We start from the raw sequence: 17,244 nt of genomic DNA, 5'->3' as shown, positions 1-17,244 counted from the left end.
AACTCCGCGTTCCCAACCTGGACACAGTGCGCTCGTCGTTGCACTGGCGTCCTTTCGTATGGTGTGGTGTGATGCCTTCCTACGGCTTCTTCCCTCGGCTCTTTCTCATGCCTTGCGGCTTTCCTTTTGGAGTGGGCTTGGGGGTAGTTGTAAAGCTGTCAAAAAGCACATCCCGCTTGATCAACAGGGGTGGGCCAAGATCGGCATCGACTGGCTTGAAGTTCATTTTCAGCAAACCACCGCCAAATTTCTCCGCTCGTCTTTTGGCCGCCTGCTTAGATTTTTCTTTGAAACCGCCAAATATTGTGACGACGGTTGAACCTCCGTTGTATCCACCCTTGCCCACGCCTATACCCCCAGCACCTTCATCACGTCGTCGCCGAGGTGGTTGATCACTTTCACGGCGATCCGCCCGCTTTTCGGCTTGGCGAAAGGCCGCGAGATGGTGAGCTTCAGCGAGTCCCAGGCCTCCTCGTTGATCTCGGCCTTGAGCGTCGAGCGCAGCGCCTTGTAGGGCACCTCGGCGCCAGGGAAATAGGCGTGGCGGACGAAGAAGCTTTCGCCCGAATAGTCGGTGTCGATGAACCAACAGGCGATATCGTCGGGCTCGGAACTCACCACCTCGCCGGTCGCCGGCTTGAAGATGTCGACGCCCTTGAGCTCGACGCGGTAGCGGTCGCCGTCCTGCTTCACCTCGATGTCCGGCTCGCCGAAGACGACGAAAAGGTTGCCGCCGCCGGCCTTCAGCTCGCCGGCCATGTGCAGGTCGGCGTTCATGCGTGCGTGCAGGATCGGCACGCGGCCAAGCCGGTGCAATTCCTGCGCATGCGCCTCGAAGTTGAAGGCGCAAGCGATGACTATGTCGAAGCCGGCGTCGGCCGCCTCGCGCGCGCAGGCGACGAGGTCGGCGCGGGAGACGGTGCCGTATTCCGGGCCGATGAAGATCGCAGCGCGGCGCTCTCTGGCGTCGTCGCCTTCGCCCTCGCGGTAGCGGCCTTCGGCGCCGATCCACTCGCCCGGCCAGGGCACAAGACTGTCCAAGCGGATAGCGTCGGCCTTGCCCGACTGGTGCACGCCGGCCTTGGCGAGGTTTTCCATGATCGCCTTGCGGTAGTTCTCTGCCTCGCGCTCGCCGGGCAGGTGCAGGCCTTCGGCGGCGTTGAGCACGTCGATCAGTTCGCCATGCTCGTCGACGGCCGAGATCGAATGCGGCGACAGGCTTTCGACCGTGAAGGGGCCGGCGACGCGAATGCGCTTCTTGTCCTCGTAGGGCTTGTCGTAAAGATTCTCGAACTCGGCTTTTGCGGCGATCGAGGCGTCGATCTCCCTCTGACGGGCGATGCGCGCCTTCCAAAAGGTTTCGAGGGTAGCCTTTGCGGGCTCCGGCCAAGCCTCCGGCGCCTCGCGCGGAATCTCCCAATCCATGAATCCGTTGGCGCGCGCGGTCTCGCCGGATGGAAGCGTCACCTCGCCCGTCGCCGAAAAATCAATCGTCTTGCCGGCGCGGCCGCCGGTCTCGACCTTGAAAGGCGTCCTGTGCCCGGCAAGGGCGGCGTTAAGCGCCTCCCGCGCGGCCTCGACCGCCGGCTGCATCCTTTCCCAGATCACGTCGATCTCGGTGTTGTTGGCGATCGACTTCAGCGTGATGTGCGGCACGCGCTCGTAGACGAAGCCGTGACGGACGTCGCCGAAGGTAGCTGCCGTCGCCGGCGCCGTGCGCGTCACCTCGGCGGTCTTGCGCTGGCCCTCCGGACTGTCGGCCAGGATATACCAGGGATATTTCGCTCCCATTATGCGGGCGCGGGCGAGCGCCAGCGCGACGCGCGAGGTGTCGATAGTGATCCAACGCCTGCCCCACTGCTCGGCGACATAGGCCGTGGTCCCGGAACCGCAGGTGGGGTCGAGGACCAGATCGCCGGGATCGGTGGTCATCAGGAGGCAGCGTTCGATAACCTTTGGGGAGGTCTGGACGACATAGACTTTGTCTACTCCGAACCCGCTGACACCTGTGTCGATCCACTGGTTCGATATCTGCGACACGGGATCGTCCTGAAGAAATCCAGCAAACCTCGCACTCTTGCCGATTGGATAAATGCGGTCAGCCTTTGAAAGCCGAATGCGTCCGTCCGGCGAGTGCGTCCAATAACGTCCGGTAGGAGGTCGATACGTTACCCCATCATGTCTGAAGTCTACTCGGCCAAGGTTGTAAGGTTTGTTGCTAGAAATGTCGGAGGAACGAAATGGCTTTCCTATCTCGGACGCCTTGCCACCGGTCAGCTCATCAATCTGGAGGCGTCGACGCGCGCCAGACCGCTCCTCAACGTAATAATACTGCCCAATTTCTTCGACCCCGACTCCTTTTTGGCGATACAGTCTCCGAAACTTTGTCGAACCGACATCCTTGGCAAACCATACGATTGAGTCGAACAACGCCGGCAAGAGGGCATCCGTCTGAGCAGCGGTTTTTGTAACTGCGATCTGCGCGACGAAATTCCCCTCCCCAAAAATCTCGTCCATCAGCGCGCGCACGCGATGCACGTTCTCGTCGCCAATCTGAACAAAACAACTGCCGCTTTCGGTCAGCAGTTCGCGTGCGACTGTCAGCCGGTCGCGCAGGTAGGAGAGATACGAGTGGATGCCGTCGCGCCAGGTGTCGCGAAACGCCTTCACCTGCTCGGGCTCACGCGTCAGGTGGTCGAGCTTGCCGTCCTTCACATCCCGCGAGGTGGTGCTCCACTGGAAATTCGAGTTGAAGCGGATACCGTAGGGCGGGTCGATGTAGATCGCCTGCACAGAACCCTTCAGCCCTTCGCGCTCGGCCAGCGAGGCCATCACCTGCAGCGAGTCGCCCAAAATCATGCGGTTCGACCATTTTCGCGTATGGCGGTAGAACTCGATCTCCGCCTCGCGATCCTCCCCGGTCAGGCCGAAATGGCCGAACAGATCATCCGCCTTCTCGCGGCCGTTCCTTAGATCGTCGATCAGCGCCTTGGGGTGCACCTGCTCCTGCAAATAGATCGGCGGCGCGTCGATCGTCAGCTCGGTCTGATCCGGATCCTTGCCGCGCCAGACGAGCTGCGGGTCGAGGTCGCGGTTGCGCCGTTCCCAGGCGGTGCGGATAGGCTTTTTGTCGGCATCCTCCAACACCGGCTCCAGCTCGGCCGGTGGAATGTTGGCGCGCTTGTTGCCGTGCTTGGTAAAGCCGACCGGTGTTTCGTCGCTCATGCGGCCTCCGCCTCCCTTTCTTCTTCCTCGGCGGGATCGTAGGGCACCGTGGGCATGGGCGTGCCGGAACGCACGACCGGCCGACGCATTGCCCTCTCGACGAGGTCAGCCAGGGCCTCGCGCCGTGCCTTCCAGAACGCATCGAAGTCGTCGGCGCGCAGATGAGCCGGCTCGATCAGGTGGGAGCGCAGTATCTCGTCGAGCACGGCGGGCTCGAGCTTGTCGCGATCCTCGATGCGCTTGAGGTAGACCGACGGCGCATCTCCACCGATCCTGATGTTGGTCAGTTTCGACAGCGGCGACTTGTTGATGATCGAATCGTAGGTCGATGCCGGAATGTCGGCCTTCCTGCACCAGTCCCGTGGAAATATGTGGTGGATGTCCACCTGCTGATCGAAGTAGGTCATGATCTCGAACCGCTCGCCTGAGACGAAGTCGCGCGCGCCGCTCAACATCAGCCGCGCGCTCAGCGCCTTGTAGGCTGCCGCAAGCCGGCTCCGAAGGGACTCCAGCCGGTCGATCCGGAAGACGGCTTCGCCGATCGTCGCCACACCCGCCTCAGCATCGCGGATCCAGGCGAGGAGTTCGGGGATGTCGCGCGCGATTCGGGTTTCGACCGAGCCGGCATAGAGTTCGCCGAAGACACTGCTCCAGAACCAGTGGTCGAGGCGATCGTTCGCTGTCGCGGTCCGCTCGGCCGGCGGCAATCGCGAGAACACGGCGGCGAGCGTGATGGCCTGCGATGGATAAGGGACGTCCTTGAACCAGATGATGCGGCGGGCCGACAGGAATTTTTTCGCTTGGAGAAAGCCTTCCTCAACACTATTGGCCAGGCGCCTGTATTCGGCCAGAGGCAGGCCGAGCATCGCGTCTCGGCGGATTGTGATGGGCGGTAGATCCTTTCCGGTGCGCCCTTGCGCTTCGGCCTCCCTTCTCCGATCCATTGTCGATAGAGCGGTGCAGGCTTGGAGGAAATCAGTGCTGGCCATATGGGCGAAGACATCGCGACGCTTGTCGCGATCGCGCAGTCGGTCCAGGCGCCCGATCATTTCCGGGCGTCCATGCTCCTTCGGAGTGCCCAGCCAGTCGGCGCGGAGGTTGAACTCCTCGGCCGCATAGACGGCGGTCAGCAGCTCGAACGCATCCAGCTTCTTGCCGCCGGTGTTGACCTTCTCGAAGATCGTGCAGATGGCCTCGCGGTTGTTGTTCTTGGCCAGCCGGATGATCGGCATCTCGTATCGATGGATCGGACGGATGACGTTGCGGAACAGGGCCTGATCCGTCTCGTGAACATCCTGCGCTCGTTCATGCCAGTAGTTCTTGTAGCCATAGAGCCAGTCATGTTCTCGGAAGACCCGATTCAGCGGGAAGACACGAGCCTCGTATTGCTTCGCCTCCGTGGAGTAGTCCCGATCAACCTTCCGCCCGAAATCGCTCGTCTCCCTTCCGTCGCCGCGCGTCATCACGATCCAGTCGGCCGGGTCGGCACCCGGCTGGGCGGCAAGCGTCAGATCGGCGAAGAACCGCCGCTCGACCGTCTCGCCCTTCGCGGTCTTGGTGAGGACCGGAGCGTCGCCGGTTAGGCACTGAACAAGGCTGGTCAGCCGTTGCTGACCATCAAGAAGAAACTCCTGTGGCAGCACGCCATTCGCTTCGATCGTCGCAAGAGGTCTCGGGAGAAACTTGACCTCACCTCCCGCCTCCAGGGTCAAAATGGCGCCGACGGGAAACCCTCGGACAATGCTCACGAGAAGCGAGTGAATGCCGTTCTCGTCCCAGACCCAATCCCGCTGAAAATCCGGCAACTGTAGCTTGCGCTCGCGCACATGTTCCAAGAGTGTGCGCAAACTTTCCTTCGTGCTGTCAAACAAGCGACTTTTCCCCCAATGATCTTGCGATCGCCGCGTCGAGCTCCGGCCCGAAATCATAGACGCTGCGTAGTTCCTCGAACGCCCAGCGGCCGTAGGCGCCGAGGCGATTGACTGCCGGGATCCACTTGTTGCGCATCGCCTCGGCCTTGAGCATGGCGTCGTGATTGCGAAAACCCTTCACCTCGAGCACGAGCGTGACGGGCGGCTCTCCGTCGGGTGTCCGCAGCCGCACCAGGAAGTCCGGCCGGTATCGATGCGGCTCGCCCTCCTTCGAATAGGGCACCTCGAAATGGAGATTGTGGTTCTTGGCGTAGGCCTCGACGTCGGGGTGGTCGTCGAGTAGCTCGGCGAGCTTGTTTTCCCAGTCCTGGTCGGTGACGATCCAGTTGACGTGGCTGCGCTCCGGGTTCGGCCAGTGGCGGCTGGCGCTCGACGTGTTGAAGCTGACGCTTTCGGTCGAACCTTCCGGTGCAAAGGGATCGAGCACCGCCCTTATGATGGGCTGACCACCCGGCTGGTCGAGCAGCGCGCCCATCAACAGGTCGCAGACCTCGTCGGCGAGCTGGCGGTAACGCAACTGCGCCGGTTTGGTGTCGCCCTTGCAGACCAGCCGGTCGGAGTTCAGCCATTGGAGCACGATGCGCTTGGCGTGCGGGAACAAATGCGTCTTCGGCGCGCCGTTCGGGTCGCGCAGCTTCTCGGACACCCAGTAGCTGGCGATGTCGAAGGCGATGCTGGAAAGGCGCCTGTCGTCCAGATGCTGGAGGCCGAGCTGGTGGCGCTCGCCGATGATGCCGGACATCTGCACGACCGTGGCGCCGACCTTGTCGGGCGTCAGCACATAGGGCTCCATGCGCGACAGGTCGACGTCGATGCGCTCCTTGGGGAAATCGGTGCGAAAACCCTCGACGCGCGGGAAGACGATCTCCAGATGGTCACGCTCCGGGCTGACGGCGTGGACGTGGATCACCTCCCGCGGCGGCTGCGGCGGAGCCGGCCGCGCCTGGTCGGAGAAGTTGAGGCCGTCGATGCCCATGATGTCGGCGTATTCGGTGCAGTAGAGGCCGGTCGCCGGATCGACGTCGTAGGAGAGGCGGCGCAGCGCGCGGCCGATGACCTGTTCGCAGATCAGCCGCGAGCCGAAAGCGCGCAGGCCCATGATGTGGGTGACATTGTTGGCGTCCCAGCCTTCGGTGAGCATGGAGACGGAGACGACGCAGCGCACCTGCTCACCGAGCTTGCCCTTGCGGCCGACCGTGTTCATCACCTCGCGCAGGATCTCGGCGTCGCTGATCTCGCCGGCGGTCGGATCGCGGCGGGTGCGCTCGCGCTTGAATGCCTCGATCTCGGTGGCGTGGGCGTCGCGAAAAGCCTTGTCGATCTCGCCACCCGCCTCGAGGGCCGCGGAGTCAATGAGGATCGTTCTTGGCCTATCTAGCCGCTGGTCGTGGTCATCGTAGTTGCGGAAGAGCTCGAACTCGCCGTTGCGGATACGTTCCTGGTCGTGCTCGTCGGTCCATGCGTAACCGGCGACGTAGTCGCGGACCATCTCGGAGTTGGTGGTGTTGTTGCAGACCGCGATGAAGACCGGCGGGATGCCGACCCGCTCTTGTTCCCATAACCGATAGGTCTTCTCATAGTGGCCGTAGAGCGCGTCGAGCGCCACCTTGAGCTCGATCGGCAGCTTGTGGGGGTCCGGCTTGCCCTCACCCTTCTTGCGCTTGTCCGGCATGCGTTGGCGGATTGCCGGCCAAAGGTTGCGATACATCACGTTCTGGCCGTCGGCGCGGTTGTCGGCGATCGGCACGCGCGGCAGCTTGACGATACCGCATTCGATCGCGTCCATCAGCGAGAAGTCGCTCATCACCCAGGGAAACAGCGTGCCCTCCGGCCAGTTCGAGCCGGAGAGGAAGAACGGCGTCGCGGAGAGGTCGTAAACGGCACGCACGCCCTGCTGGCGGTTGAGCGCCTCGAGGCCGGAGATCCACAGGCGGGCGGCTTCCGCATTCTCCTCGGCCTCCTTGCGCTCCTCGCCGGAGAGCTTGACCGCCTCCGCGGTGGGTCGTTCGCGATAGCAGTGATGGGCCTCGTCGTTGATGACGACGACGTTTTTCGTCCCCATCAGGTCGCCCATCACGCGCTGGATCATCTGGCCTTCAGTTTCGAGCGTCTGGAGAGCGTCTCCGTGGCCCTGGAGCACCTGGCGGGTGCCGCTGGCCGCATCGAAGGTCTCCCTTAGTTTGAAGGCGTGGTAGTTGGTGATGACGATGTCGGCGCGCTGGAGATCGGGCAGCAGGTCGTGCGGCACGAGCTTCAGCAGGTCGTAATAACTCTGCTCATCGTTCGGCATCAGCACCCGCAGCCGGTCGCGAATGGTGATGCCTGGCGTGACGATCAGGAAGCCCTTGGAAAAGCGCCTGCTGTTCGGCGAGCGCACGGCGTTGAGCGCCTGCCAGGCGATCAGCATCGCCATGACGGTGGTTTTGCCGGCACCGGTCGCCAGCTTGAAGGCGATGCGCATCAAGTCTGGAGCGGAGTCGGAGGGCGGCGTGCCCTCGGCCTGGACGGCAAAATTGTTGGCGATCGAGATCCAGTTGAGGAAGCGCCGGCCACGCCTCCCCATGTCAGGCGCCACCTCGGCCAGCCAGATCGCAGCCTCCACCGCTTCGAGCTGGCAGAAGAACGGCCGGATGGTCTGGCTCGCATCCTGCTGGATTGCGCGCCAGTGCTGAAGCAGGCGCTGCGTTGTCGGCGTAACCTTCCACTGCGCCGGGTTCGGCAGGTTGCGCCAGGTCTCGAGTTCCTGCCGAAGATCGTTGATCATCGGCGACGGATTGAACTCGGTCGCGTCGGTCGACAGATCGGTGTTGAACACCAGGCTTGCCTGCGCCGAGTTCTTCGTCGTCGAGGCGGCGCCAGGCAGTGCCGTCCAGAGTGCCGAGCCGCGTCGCTGCTCGACGATGACGTCGGTGGGGCGTCCATCGAGGTCAAGCTCCCAGTGCCGCGAAGGCGGCTCGTAAGGCGAATTGATGATCGGCCTGTCGAAAAAGCTCATGTGGCAGCGCGATTCTTGCCTCCCCAACCCCGGTTGTAGGAGAGCAAGGAATCGCGCGGTGAGCAAGATGGCTGGGGCCTGTGCCTGAACCGACGGTCACCAGACCGACTCAGTCGAGGTTGCTGGCGCGCGTTGGCGCGAGACTAGTGTGAGACAGCGGGAATCCGACGACGCTTGCCAGCGACCTTCTGTGAGTCAAACACGCCATATCTGATGCTGATCGACGCCGATGTGCTGGCCGTCGGCAATCTGATCGGCCAGAACCGAGTGAGAGCCGGAGGCGGGCATCCCGATGGTTCAACCCATGGGAGCCCGCCACGTCGGGATGAGCGGGGCAGAAGATCTGGCACGCCCCGGAAGCTCGTGCCGGTGGTAGTGCTTCGAATTCCAGCCTCAAGCATGCTGAAATACGTCCCGTGTTCGTCCGTTAGGCCGGAACAGAGATATTCCGGAGAAGGACATATCGGAGCTATGTGACGCAGCCCAATATATAAGTATTCTTCATTTTTAAGGGTTAATTATATTTTGGGCTGCGTCACCTGTTTTCTGGGCCGCGTCACCGGCTTTGCCTTTAGCTCGCGCTATTTCCTGACCTGTTCCGGCTGAGATCCCGGACGCGGTAACAACACAATCAAGGAAAAGAAGAAGTAGAAGGAGGGCTCCCCGCGCGCTTCTGGCGATACCGCTGCTGCCGGGCGCGCTGAAGTTTGAGCTTGCGTTCGCGGACGGGATCTGCCGACCCGGTCTTCTTCTTCAGGGCGGCGTCGACCAAGGCCGCCATGCCGGCGCAAGAATCTTGCTGCGGGCAGGCTGAACATGGGGCACATTCCTTCACCGGAGCAACAAGTCCGAAACAGGACTGCCAATCGCCGGTGCTCGTCAGTGGGGGCAGAGGCTCGCTTGCCGTCCCATAGTGCCGGACGTCTGATCGGAGCCGCTCGACCTGGTGCTGGAAGACGTCATCGCCTAACACGTCCGTGAATGCCTCAAGCGGGATCTGCTGCTTGACATGCGAAAGCACCATCATCCAACCCATCGGCGACGATTGAGAAGCCGCAGCGATACGGGTCATCCGGTCGCGAAAATTCACCTGCGCCGGGAGGTCGCGGAAATACTCCAGCCGATACGCCACCGCCTCGGGCATCTGGACGACACGGTCATCAAGCCGCTCGGACCAGAACGTGGTCCAGAATTCGAACCAGTAGGAAGCAGCGGCACCAGGGTGATGGAGTTGCGACATCGACAGCAGCATCCGCTTTTTCCTTTTGCCGGCGACAATCTTGACAGAACGCCTCCGCCAGAATTCGAACGATGCTTCCATATATTCAGGGTATGGCATTCCAGTTTCGTCAGCGCGTTGCCTCGCGCGCCAGATCTGGGTGCGCATTCCGACATCATTCAGTTGGCTTAAGCTGGCCCCCGCGACGCTCGCTGCCCTGCCTTTGTCGATCCAAGACGCGAACGCTCGGCGATATGCCTTTTGATATTCGAGCACGAACAGTTCAGTCCCCTCCCATGGGGACATGAACCGGTAGTCGAACCACTTTGACGTCAGCAACGCCCGCTCCCGGTCGATGTCGCTGCGGATGAAGAGTTCACCCATCCGCACGAGGTCGTCGAAACGCTGTTTCCTTGTTTGAGACATGACTTCTCCATTGGACTGGATACACCAGTCTGCTGTTCGATTTGAGATTGTGGGTTACCTGGCTGCCGGCGCGCTCGACCCGCGGCACACATGGCGCTCTGGCGTCGATACCATGATCTTCCTGCGGCAGTTCGAGGGGGGTGTTTTGATGGAGTCGCTTACGGCTGCTGGGGCGTTGGTGTAGTGGCAACCGTCTGCTTCTGCCGGTGAAGTTCCATCAACGCATCATAAAGGAGAACGGGACCGATCACCTCAAGGGCCCTGCCGATGACAGAAAAGCTGGATCCGAATGCCTTCCGGATATCAAAAGCGATTTTGGCTGCGGCCTTCTTGCGAGTCTCAGCATCCGACGGACGCTTGTCGGCTTCAGCCCTCTCCTGCGCCGCCTTCTCGCGAAGCTCCCGTTCGACCTCGGCCTTCTCGGCCCAGTTGTCGCGGGCTTTCTCGGCCTGCTCGTGTGCGGCCCTCTTCTCGGGCGTCATGCCGCCGAGCGTCTTGGCCTGCCGCTTGATGGGCTCCTGTTCTTTCGCCGGCCTAGCGGCTTCCTTCCCTTGCTTGATCTTCTCGGCGATCTGGTCGCCGGTCAGCACGATGCCGGCCTCGATCTTCTTCGCAATCTCGTCGCGGACTTCCTGCGGCGTGCCCTTTGCGACCAGCTTGTCGAGAGTGGCATGCGGCAGGGCCGCGACCACAGCCGGCGTATCGGCGAAGTGCCTGGCGTAGTTCATGAAACGCTGTGCCGTGGTGTTCGACCAATTGAACTCAGCGGCAAGCCAGGGGCCGAACTTGCCGTGGTCGAGAATATTCTTCGCCTCGAGCAAGTCTTTGCCATTTGCGAGCACGTCTGCGGCAATACGGTCGCACCGAGACCGGATGCGGCTGGCGGATGCGCAAAGCTCCTTCTTCTGCCTGTCGGTGATATCAGTCCAATCGAGTTTCGCACTGGCTTCTAGAACGGCGGAACTTGCGCCGTCGTCAAGGGCGGCGAAGTAGTAGATATCTTCTTCGGAGAGGTTGTGGGTCGCGGTCTTGGGCTGTGGCGCCTTCCTAGGCGGGATGATCTCCCCCTCGAGGACGACCGGCGGGGTGTTCTCTTCGGCGTCGGTCGTGGCATCCAATCCGGTGATGTCGGACTCGTCAACCACATCGCCCTGATTGCAGGCACTGCCGTGGTCGAGGTCTTCGATCTCTTCTTCAATGGTGTCAGAGGCGTTCGTATTTTCGTTCAAGGTCATGAGTATCTTTCCCGTCCCGTGAGGAATTCCCCACGTATGGGGGATTTCGTTGCGTTCGCATGTGTGGATATAGCGACGAGCGAAGGGCTGCGCCGATTTGCGGGTTTCCATAAACAGGGGGCCGGCCGCGAACTGGGCCCATGAACTCTTTGCCTTCGAGCTTGCTGTCGATCGCGCTGTTGCGACCGGATGGAGGAACGCGCCAGGCCCTTCAAAAGGATCGCCCGCGTTTCAGCGGAACGCCGACGCGCTACCACCCGGTCACAAATTCGAAGACTCCCCCCCGGCGGCGAACCGGCAATGAGAAGCCCGCCGCGAGCTGCACGCTTCTCACGCACACTTTGAGGGTCAGATCGCGCCGGTTACTCCATCGAAGCCCAAATTTCGTCGGACTCGGCCCTAAGTAACTTCGCCACGTAGCGGAGAGTCTTAGCCGACTGGTCAAGGCGGGCTGCGCGCCGTTCCAGCCGCCGCATCTCGCTCATGATGCCAAACGCTCGACAGCGATCGTCAGCCTGCACAAAAGACCTTTCGCTCGCCTTCGTGACCAATGCCCTAAGTGCCGGGGTCATTGCCATCACGCTGCCTCCTCCGCGCAAGCAGATCCGGGCTGTTTAAGCTGATCCATCCAAGATCCGCACCCTGCGCGCCGAAACGTATTCAATACCCCGATACGCCGGTTATCCTTGGGCATTCCAAGTGAATGAAGCCCTTCGCGCAGATCGCGAGGGATCTTCCGGTCGTCGTTCTGCATGACCTCAAGCCCATATCGAAGGGCATTAACATGCGGCGCAGTGATCTTCTGCCGGAGCGCCTCGACAACTTCCTTCAACGCGGCGGTAATTCCGAGCTGATCGACGTAGCCATTGCGGATGTCCCGAAGATTGGCGGCGATGCCATCGGCCCGCTCGATCGCCCCATCGATGTTGCCAAGGACATCCGGGGCGGCCTCGGCGTTCACGTCAAATGGATTGGTGAGAAGTGACGACAAGTCGTCAAGTTCCGCCTCTACAAAGCTGATGAGGTATCGACCAGGGTCGCCCTCGATATAGGTGCGAAACGCTTGAAGCTCCGCATCAGCAGTGTTTGCAAGCGCAACGGGAACGATGGTATTGTCGAATTCCGACATGTAGATCTCCAATGATTGGTCGGACTAGGGATCGGTGCTGGTAACACCGGATCTCTGGGCGGCGCGACTTAGGTCGCGCCGTTCGTCTTTGGGCTGTCTGGGTCGTCAGTCTCCTTTCACCTTCCATTGCGCCAGCGTCCAGCGCACATCCTTTTCAAGCTGGGCGCGAATCTTCGTCAGCTGGACGATGTCGGCCAGTGCGCGCTTTTTCGCGGCGGGGTCGCTGAGATCACTAGCTTCAATGTCGGCAATTGCTTTCGCAATCTGCTCGCGCTTGTAGCGGTTGACATAGATAGCCAGTTCACCCGCTGCATCGAGTAAGCACGCAACCATCAATTCCGCGCGGCCGATCGAAGTCTTGTATTGGTCGTAGTAGCCTTCGCTGGTGCCCCATTCATCAAAAACGGCGGTAACATCGGTCGCACCGCGATCATCAGTGAATGGCTCTATTTCAAAGCCGATCAGCCCAAGCTTGAAATTAACGTCATCCCACCCGCGACCCATCCATTCGAAAAATGGCTGCTGAAGATACGGACGAGTGGCGTCCACCTGATTGCGCTTCTGCTCGGGCGAGTTGTCCTTTTCCTTCTTGCGCTCGCGATAACGGCGCTGCTTCTCAGCCGGGGTCAGTGCCATGTCGTCAACCTCTTGTAACGGTAACAGACTTCTACGTTACCGTTATCGAAAAGTCAAGCAGGATTTTCCGCGGCCGGAAAGAAATTCTCTCAACGTTCCCGCCGCCGGCGATCGTCGGACCGCAGGGCATCGACTTGCTTCCGCGGAACGGACCTGCCGGTCATAGCGAGCCGCTGGACGCTGTCAGGAATTGGCCGGGGGTTCACGCACCTTTTGCCGAGCGCGCTCCTGGCGGGCTCGCACGACCTCCTTACGCGTGCCACGACGTGGGCGTCGTGTTCGCCGTCCTCGCTGGTGTCACTGGTGTCGGTATTGGGCTCGTTGGACGGGTGTGCGGATCAGGCCACCTGTGGCCTACCCCCCTATCGAGGCGTCAGCCGGCATTTGCGCATGCTACCCCGCGCGGGGTCCGACAGGTATGAACTGCGCTTGGTCGATCGGATCACCCAATCAGCGCAGCGCTAGCCGAGAGGCGCCCTTCCGATCTGAATTTCCCACTGGCAGTCAGGGGAGCCAGCTGGTGCGCACCGATGGTTCAGGATTGTCGGACATTGGTAACGGGCAGGGACAGGCTGAGGTCCGGAATATCAATAGCTGCCGGAAAGGTGGACAGGAATTGGTAGGGGAAGGATGTGGCTGGCGTGGCGCCCTACCCGCAGATGTTCTCGAGTTCCGTCTCTCGGCCCCGATTATCGCTGTATCCCGTTTCCTGCACCTGGACCCTACGCCTGACGCACTTACGCTCTCTACTGGGCAATCTCTCGTTCGCTCTAGGTTGCTTGCAGGAATTGGTCTCGAAGGGCTTGGTGGGCCTGAGCTTGCTCTGCTCTAGGTGCGCCTGCGCTTCTCTTCAGTGTTTCCGGGCGTCGGCGCGGGCCAGATCGGTCGCCTAGTTTAAGATCTTGCCGTTTTGTAAAGATCGGGGCCGGGTTCTTGGCACTTCGTCAATCTTGCGCCCGGCTCAAAATCGGTTTTCCTCCAAGAACGTGCCAAGAAAAGGCAAGATACGGTAAAGCGCTGTCATGGGCTGCCATGACAATGTCGGAAAATGTAAAGTTCCAGGGCCGGCCACGGTCTCGTCGAACAGAACTGGTTTAAGCCGGGTTATCTGGATCCCACGACCGTGGAGACGATGGACCAGGTCCACAATAATCGGCACGGGACTGAGCCAGAGGTAGGGCGCCCGACCGAAACAGGTGGTCTGGATTGCCGAACCTCCGTCCACAGGGGACAATAGGATCAAAAGCGACAGGATCTTTGAAAGACCTCGCATCTGCGGGGGGGCTTTCGCTCTTTCGGCGTTAATCGGTTCTTGGATTTGAGGCTCGTCGACCGGCCCCGCTTGCAACGGTCCCCCGATCAACTTGCGGAGACTCGGGTCACTGGCTGCTTGCTGGGCACGTCGTGCATCGGACACGCGTGTCCGATGTCTCCATGCACCGTCGAGGTCAGCCGCAAGAGTGTGCTGACTGCCTACGCAGAGAAGCCGGGATACAAGCCGGGCTCGATTTACATCGACACAAAATTCAGCGGCGGCGGAGCTGCAGGCGTGGCCGGCAACGTGCTGGTCGGCGGCGTGGTTGATGTAAGCGACGGCTTCGGGACGTGGATGCCTTAGATCACTCCCGACGGATCATCGAGGAAAGACGTGATCACCTCACAGGATGTGTTTCCTCTTGGCGCGCGTCTTCTTCGGCGGAAGGGCGGCCTCCCAAGCCATCCGGGTCATCTGCTTGAGCGCGTGGTTGACGAACGTGACGCGATCTACAGCAAGGAGCTTGCGCACCCGTGGCGCGGTCTTGCTCGAATAGCGACCCCAACCATAACCGTCATAGAGGCACTTGCTGTGCACCTGAGTTGAACCCGACTTACCCGAGATCTTGCCACCGGCAGTAGCCAAGGCCTTGTGGAAAAGTTTGCGGTGTTCACCAGTTTCGGCGCGCAGAACGGCGGCACCGTGTAGATGGAGGCGGTCGTTATCATCGAGGTCGAAGCCAAAAGCGTAAGGTGGCGTGTAGCCGAGGATGCGCCCACACTGGCGGTCGATCTCCTGGTAAAGTGAGCGCCTGGGGTCGTTCCCGTTGGCAGCCACGATCATCAGATCCTGGATCTTCCGTGGAGAGAGGTTCAACGACCACGCCACCCCGAGCTTGTCATGCGCGACCTGGCAGGCACCCTTGAAGACGCCGACCTCGCTCGCCTCCCGCCACTGCACCCTGGCGGGATTGACGTTCGATTCGGTCGTAGGGGGTGACGCTGACGCCTTGGGCGGCGCGGGAAACGGCGTTGGAGGCTGGGAGAGTGGCTGAGGTCGGGGAAGAAGAGGCAACTGGACAAAGAATGGCCGGAGCTGACCGAAACCCTTGCGTTTCCTGGGCTCCGCCATCGTTCTCGTTGTCGTTCGGTGCATCAAATTTGTTAAGCGCGCTGGCGCCTGTATCATCAAGATGATCGAGTGCTGCCAGGAGCGCCTCGGTCTCCGCCTCGGTGCGCAGGAGCACTGGAAAGCGCCTGCGCGGGAGATCACCGTGGGCTTTTGCGAACTTGCCCTCTTCGGTTTCGAGCCAGTCCGTCGGGTTCAGCGAGCGATCCGTGCGTTTGTGGTATAGGGGGAGCCAGCCGCGTCGGACGGCAGACTGCGTGGCCGCCGCAACGTGCGAAGCGCCCGACCAATCGGACGAGCTGCCGCAGCCCGCAACCGCCTGAGACTCGCGACCGCAGCGCTCGTCATTGTCGGCCACGAAACGAGGATCGCCGGCCCGCGCAGTCTCAGGACCGCTGGTTCGATGATGGGTCGTGTTCGGTGGCGTGAGCGCGACGCCGACAGAAATCATACCATGAGATGTAGAGGGTGGCTCATTTGAGCAACCTGAAAAACCCAACTCGCAATTGAGCAAATGGACAGCAGGCGTCATGGACGTTGAAGGCACACGTTCGGCTTGAGGTAGCGCTTTGGGGCGGCGGTGGACTCGAATAGCCCGGTGCCTAGTTTTGCAGGTGCCTCGGGGGCTAAAATCGTGGGCCAGATGGAGTGCGCAACTCCAAAGCCCCGCGAAGTGCTTCTATACTAAGTTAACACTGACTTAGTTTTCAAGACGAGAATACGTGCAGGGATGAAATTTTCCGCCTGGATAGCTATCCGGTGGACATTCCCGCTGTGGTGGATTCGAAATCCAGAGCCACTAGCATTGATTACGCAGGATAAATTTCGCCGTAGCCGAACCATACGGTGGCGGTGTGCCCATTGTGCGAAGCGAGCACCATCGGCTGAAACGTGGGATGAACACGCTCGGACACGACATCGTTTCGCAAGTCATTTCAGAGATCATCCTAAGCTATTTCATAACAAGAGCGACAGATCAAAGTCAATTCGCGCTCTGGAATCGATTGTAAGTAATGATGGCTATTGCCCTGAAAAGGATAAAGCTGCTATATTGGCTATGACGTTGCCACATGACGTCACCTCCAGACGGGCTCCGAGGATGCCAGCCGTTCGGAGCCCGTCACACCAGGGGCTTCTGCATAGGACGTGGCGACCTCCAACCTTCATGGACAAGATCACGTTCGGCGGCGTCTTACATCCTACGTGGTGCTCCCATACGACGAGGTGGTTAGGATCACCGGACGTCGGCCGACAGGGGGCATCCTGATCAACGCACATCGGATTTTTCTAGGACTTCGTGTTTTCTCGCGGCTCCTATCAGACCGACATCAGTCGGTTCCTGGGCTCAGGGAAATCAGCGATGGATCCCGCTCGTCTCGGTTCCCCGTGTTCTAAGAGTGAACGGTGCCGACCCCGGCACGACGTAATAGTCGTCGTGCCGGAAACGGTTGAGGCGGCGCCTACTATGGCGCCAGCATGGCCTTCAGCTCGGCGGCCTGATCAGGAGTGATCCGCGGATCGGAGCCACTGCTTGCTTGACGAATTGCGTCAATCCAACCGCGCTCGTTGACGGTGACGCTCACAACCAGTTCCCTCATCTGCTGGAAGAGATTGGGCTCGATATACTGTTCGAGCGCCAGGACAAATAGATGCGACGGATCGCAGCGAAGGGCTTCCGCGAGTCCCGGCACCCGGTCGAGCGGGACCTTGGCGCGGCCGCTCATGAACTGGTAGAGGATGTTGGCACTCGTAAATCCGGCCATGATGGCCAAGTCCCGATAGTTGTAATTTGAGGCATTGGCATACTCTTCGATATATTTACCAATGTTATTATTAGTCGAAGTTTCAGAGTTTCCCATGTATATCTCCATATTAATGAGAAGCATTATTGCTTCAACTTCAATATAGCGAAATTTTAGCGGCTTCACTGTGGAGGGTAATGGGGTCTGAAGCCCCCATATTTGATCAGGTCTCTTCGTCATACGGCTGCAATTCTCCGCGACACGTGTTCTGCGGCTCCATCAGACCCGAGTAGTTCGTCCGTTCAACGATAACGTCGAGCATA

The 17,244-nt window shown here is 60.6% G+C and carries 11 protein-coding genes; 1 reads left to right on the top strand and 10 read right to left on the bottom strand.

Annotated elements, in window-relative coordinates; genetic code table 11:
• Positions 1 to 79: 79 nt before the first annotated feature.
• The 8 genes from RB623_RS21580 to RB623_RS21545 all read right to left on the bottom strand — a co-directional run bounded on the left by RB623_RS21580 (position 80) and on the right by RB623_RS21545 (position 12,796).
• Positions 80 to 346 carry a hypothetical protein gene (locus RB623_RS21580; protein WP_308059040.1) on the bottom strand — a complete coding sequence of 89 codons (267 nt, stop codon included), beginning with the start codon at positions 344 to 346 and terminating at the stop codon, positions 80 to 82.
• 2 nt (positions 347 to 348) lie between these two features.
• The gene (locus RB623_RS21575; RefSeq protein ID WP_308059039.1) at positions 349 to 3,225 is read right to left on the bottom strand and encodes a site-specific DNA-methyltransferase; all 2,877 of its coding nucleotides are present in this window, start codon (positions 3,223 to 3,225) and stop codon (positions 349 to 351) included.
• Positions 3,222 to 5,153 carry a DUF262 domain-containing protein gene (locus RB623_RS21570; RefSeq protein WP_308059038.1) on the bottom strand — a complete coding sequence of 644 codons (1,932 nt, stop codon included), beginning with the start codon at positions 5,151 to 5,153 and terminating at the stop codon, positions 3,222 to 3,224. The genes RB623_RS21575 and RB623_RS21570 overlap by 4 nt, the downstream gene beginning before the upstream one ends.
• Positions 5,089 to 8,151 (bottom strand): BPTD_3080 family restriction endonuclease, encoded by a 3,063-nt coding sequence (locus RB623_RS21565; RefSeq protein WP_308059037.1) that lies wholly within the window; start codon positions 8,149 to 8,151, stop codon positions 5,089 to 5,091. Before RB623_RS21565 ends, RB623_RS21570 begins: the two co-directional genes overlap by 65 nt.
• A gap of 631 nt (positions 8,152 to 8,782) precedes the next feature.
• The gene (locus RB623_RS21560; RefSeq protein WP_308059036.1) at positions 8,783 to 9,796 is read right to left on the bottom strand and encodes a hypothetical protein; all 1,014 of its coding nucleotides are present in this window, start codon (positions 9,794 to 9,796) and stop codon (positions 8,783 to 8,785) included.
• A gap of 158 nt (positions 9,797 to 9,954) precedes the next feature.
• Positions 9,955 to 11,031: a DUF3102 domain-containing protein gene (locus RB623_RS21555; protein ID WP_308059035.1), complete on the bottom strand. Its 1,077-nt coding sequence runs from the start codon at positions 11,029 to 11,031 to the stop codon at positions 9,955 to 9,957.
• Between the two features lie 577 nt (positions 11,032 to 11,608).
• Complete coding sequence (locus tag RB623_RS21550) at positions 11,609 to 12,160, bottom strand: hypothetical protein (RefSeq protein ID WP_308059034.1); 552 nt, start codon at positions 12,158 to 12,160, stop codon at positions 11,609 to 11,611.
• Between the two features lie 105 nt (positions 12,161 to 12,265).
• Positions 12,266 to 12,796 (bottom strand): hypothetical protein, encoded by a 531-nt coding sequence (locus RB623_RS21545; RefSeq protein WP_308059033.1) that lies wholly within the window; start codon positions 12,794 to 12,796, stop codon positions 12,266 to 12,268.
• Between the two features lie 1,426 nt (positions 12,797 to 14,222).
• Here RB623_RS21545 and RB623_RS21540 point away from each other — a divergent pair.
• Complete coding sequence (locus RB623_RS21540; RefSeq protein ID WP_308059032.1) at positions 14,223 to 14,414, top strand: hypothetical protein; 192 nt, start codon at positions 14,223 to 14,225, stop codon at positions 14,412 to 14,414.
• Positions 14,415 to 14,453: 39 nt separating this feature from the next.
• On the opposite strand, the gene RB623_RS21535 is transcribed toward RB623_RS21540, so the two are convergent.
• Both RB623_RS21535 and RB623_RS21530 read right to left on the bottom strand, forming a co-directional pair.
• Positions 14,454 to 15,182, bottom strand: a complete 729-nt coding sequence (locus RB623_RS21535; protein ID WP_308059030.1) for a hypothetical protein — start codon at positions 15,180 to 15,182, stop codon at positions 14,454 to 14,456.
• A 1,460-nt stretch (positions 15,183 to 16,642) separates the two neighbouring features.
• Positions 16,643 to 17,038 (bottom strand): hypothetical protein, encoded by a 396-nt coding sequence (locus RB623_RS21530; RefSeq protein ID WP_308059029.1) that lies wholly within the window; start codon positions 17,036 to 17,038, stop codon positions 16,643 to 16,645.
• Positions 17,039 to 17,244 lie beyond the last annotated feature (206 nt).

It is taken from the genome of Mesorhizobium sp. LHD-90 (genome assembly GCF_030929505.1).
Lineage (GTDB): Bacteria > Pseudomonadota > Alphaproteobacteria > Rhizobiales > Rhizobiaceae > Kumtagia.
This window is presented reverse-complemented; position numbering and strand designations above follow the sequence as displayed.

Excerpts from the sequence above, each read along its gene's own strand:
- RB623_RS21530 (WP_308059029.1), bottom strand. The coding sequence starts at position 17,038 with ATGGGAAACTCTGAAACTTCGACTAATAATAACATTGGTAAATATATC.
- RB623_RS21540 (WP_308059032.1), top strand. The coding sequence starts at position 14,223 with ATGTCTCCATGCACCGTCGAGGTCAGCCGCAAGAGTGTGCTGACTGCC.
- RB623_RS21575 (WP_308059039.1), bottom strand. The coding sequence starts at position 3,225 with ATGAGCGACGAAACACCGGTCGGCTTTACCAAGCACGGCAACAAGCGC.
- RB623_RS21555 (WP_308059035.1), bottom strand. The coding sequence starts at position 11,031 with ATGACCTTGAACGAAAATACGAACGCCTCTGACACCATTGAAGAAGAG.
- RB623_RS21570 (WP_308059038.1), bottom strand. The coding sequence starts at position 5,153 with ATGATTTCGGGCCGGAGCTCGACGCGGCGATCGCAAGATCATTGGGGG.
- RB623_RS21560 (WP_308059036.1), bottom strand. The coding sequence starts at position 9,796 with ATGTCTCAAACAAGGAAACAGCGTTTCGACGACCTCGTGCGGATGGGT.
- RB623_RS21545 (WP_308059033.1), bottom strand. The coding sequence starts at position 12,796 with ATGGCACTGACCCCGGCTGAGAAGCAGCGCCGTTATCGCGAGCGCAAG.
- RB623_RS21550 (WP_308059034.1), bottom strand. The coding sequence starts at position 12,160 with ATGTCGGAATTCGACAATACCATCGTTCCCGTTGCGCTTGCAAACACT.
- RB623_RS21535 (WP_308059030.1), bottom strand. The coding sequence starts at position 15,182 with ATGGCGGAGCCCAGGAAACGCAAGGGTTTCGGTCAGCTCCGGCCATTC.
- RB623_RS21565 (WP_308059037.1), bottom strand. The coding sequence starts at position 8,151 with ATGAGCTTTTTCGACAGGCCGATCATCAATTCGCCTTACGAGCCGCCT.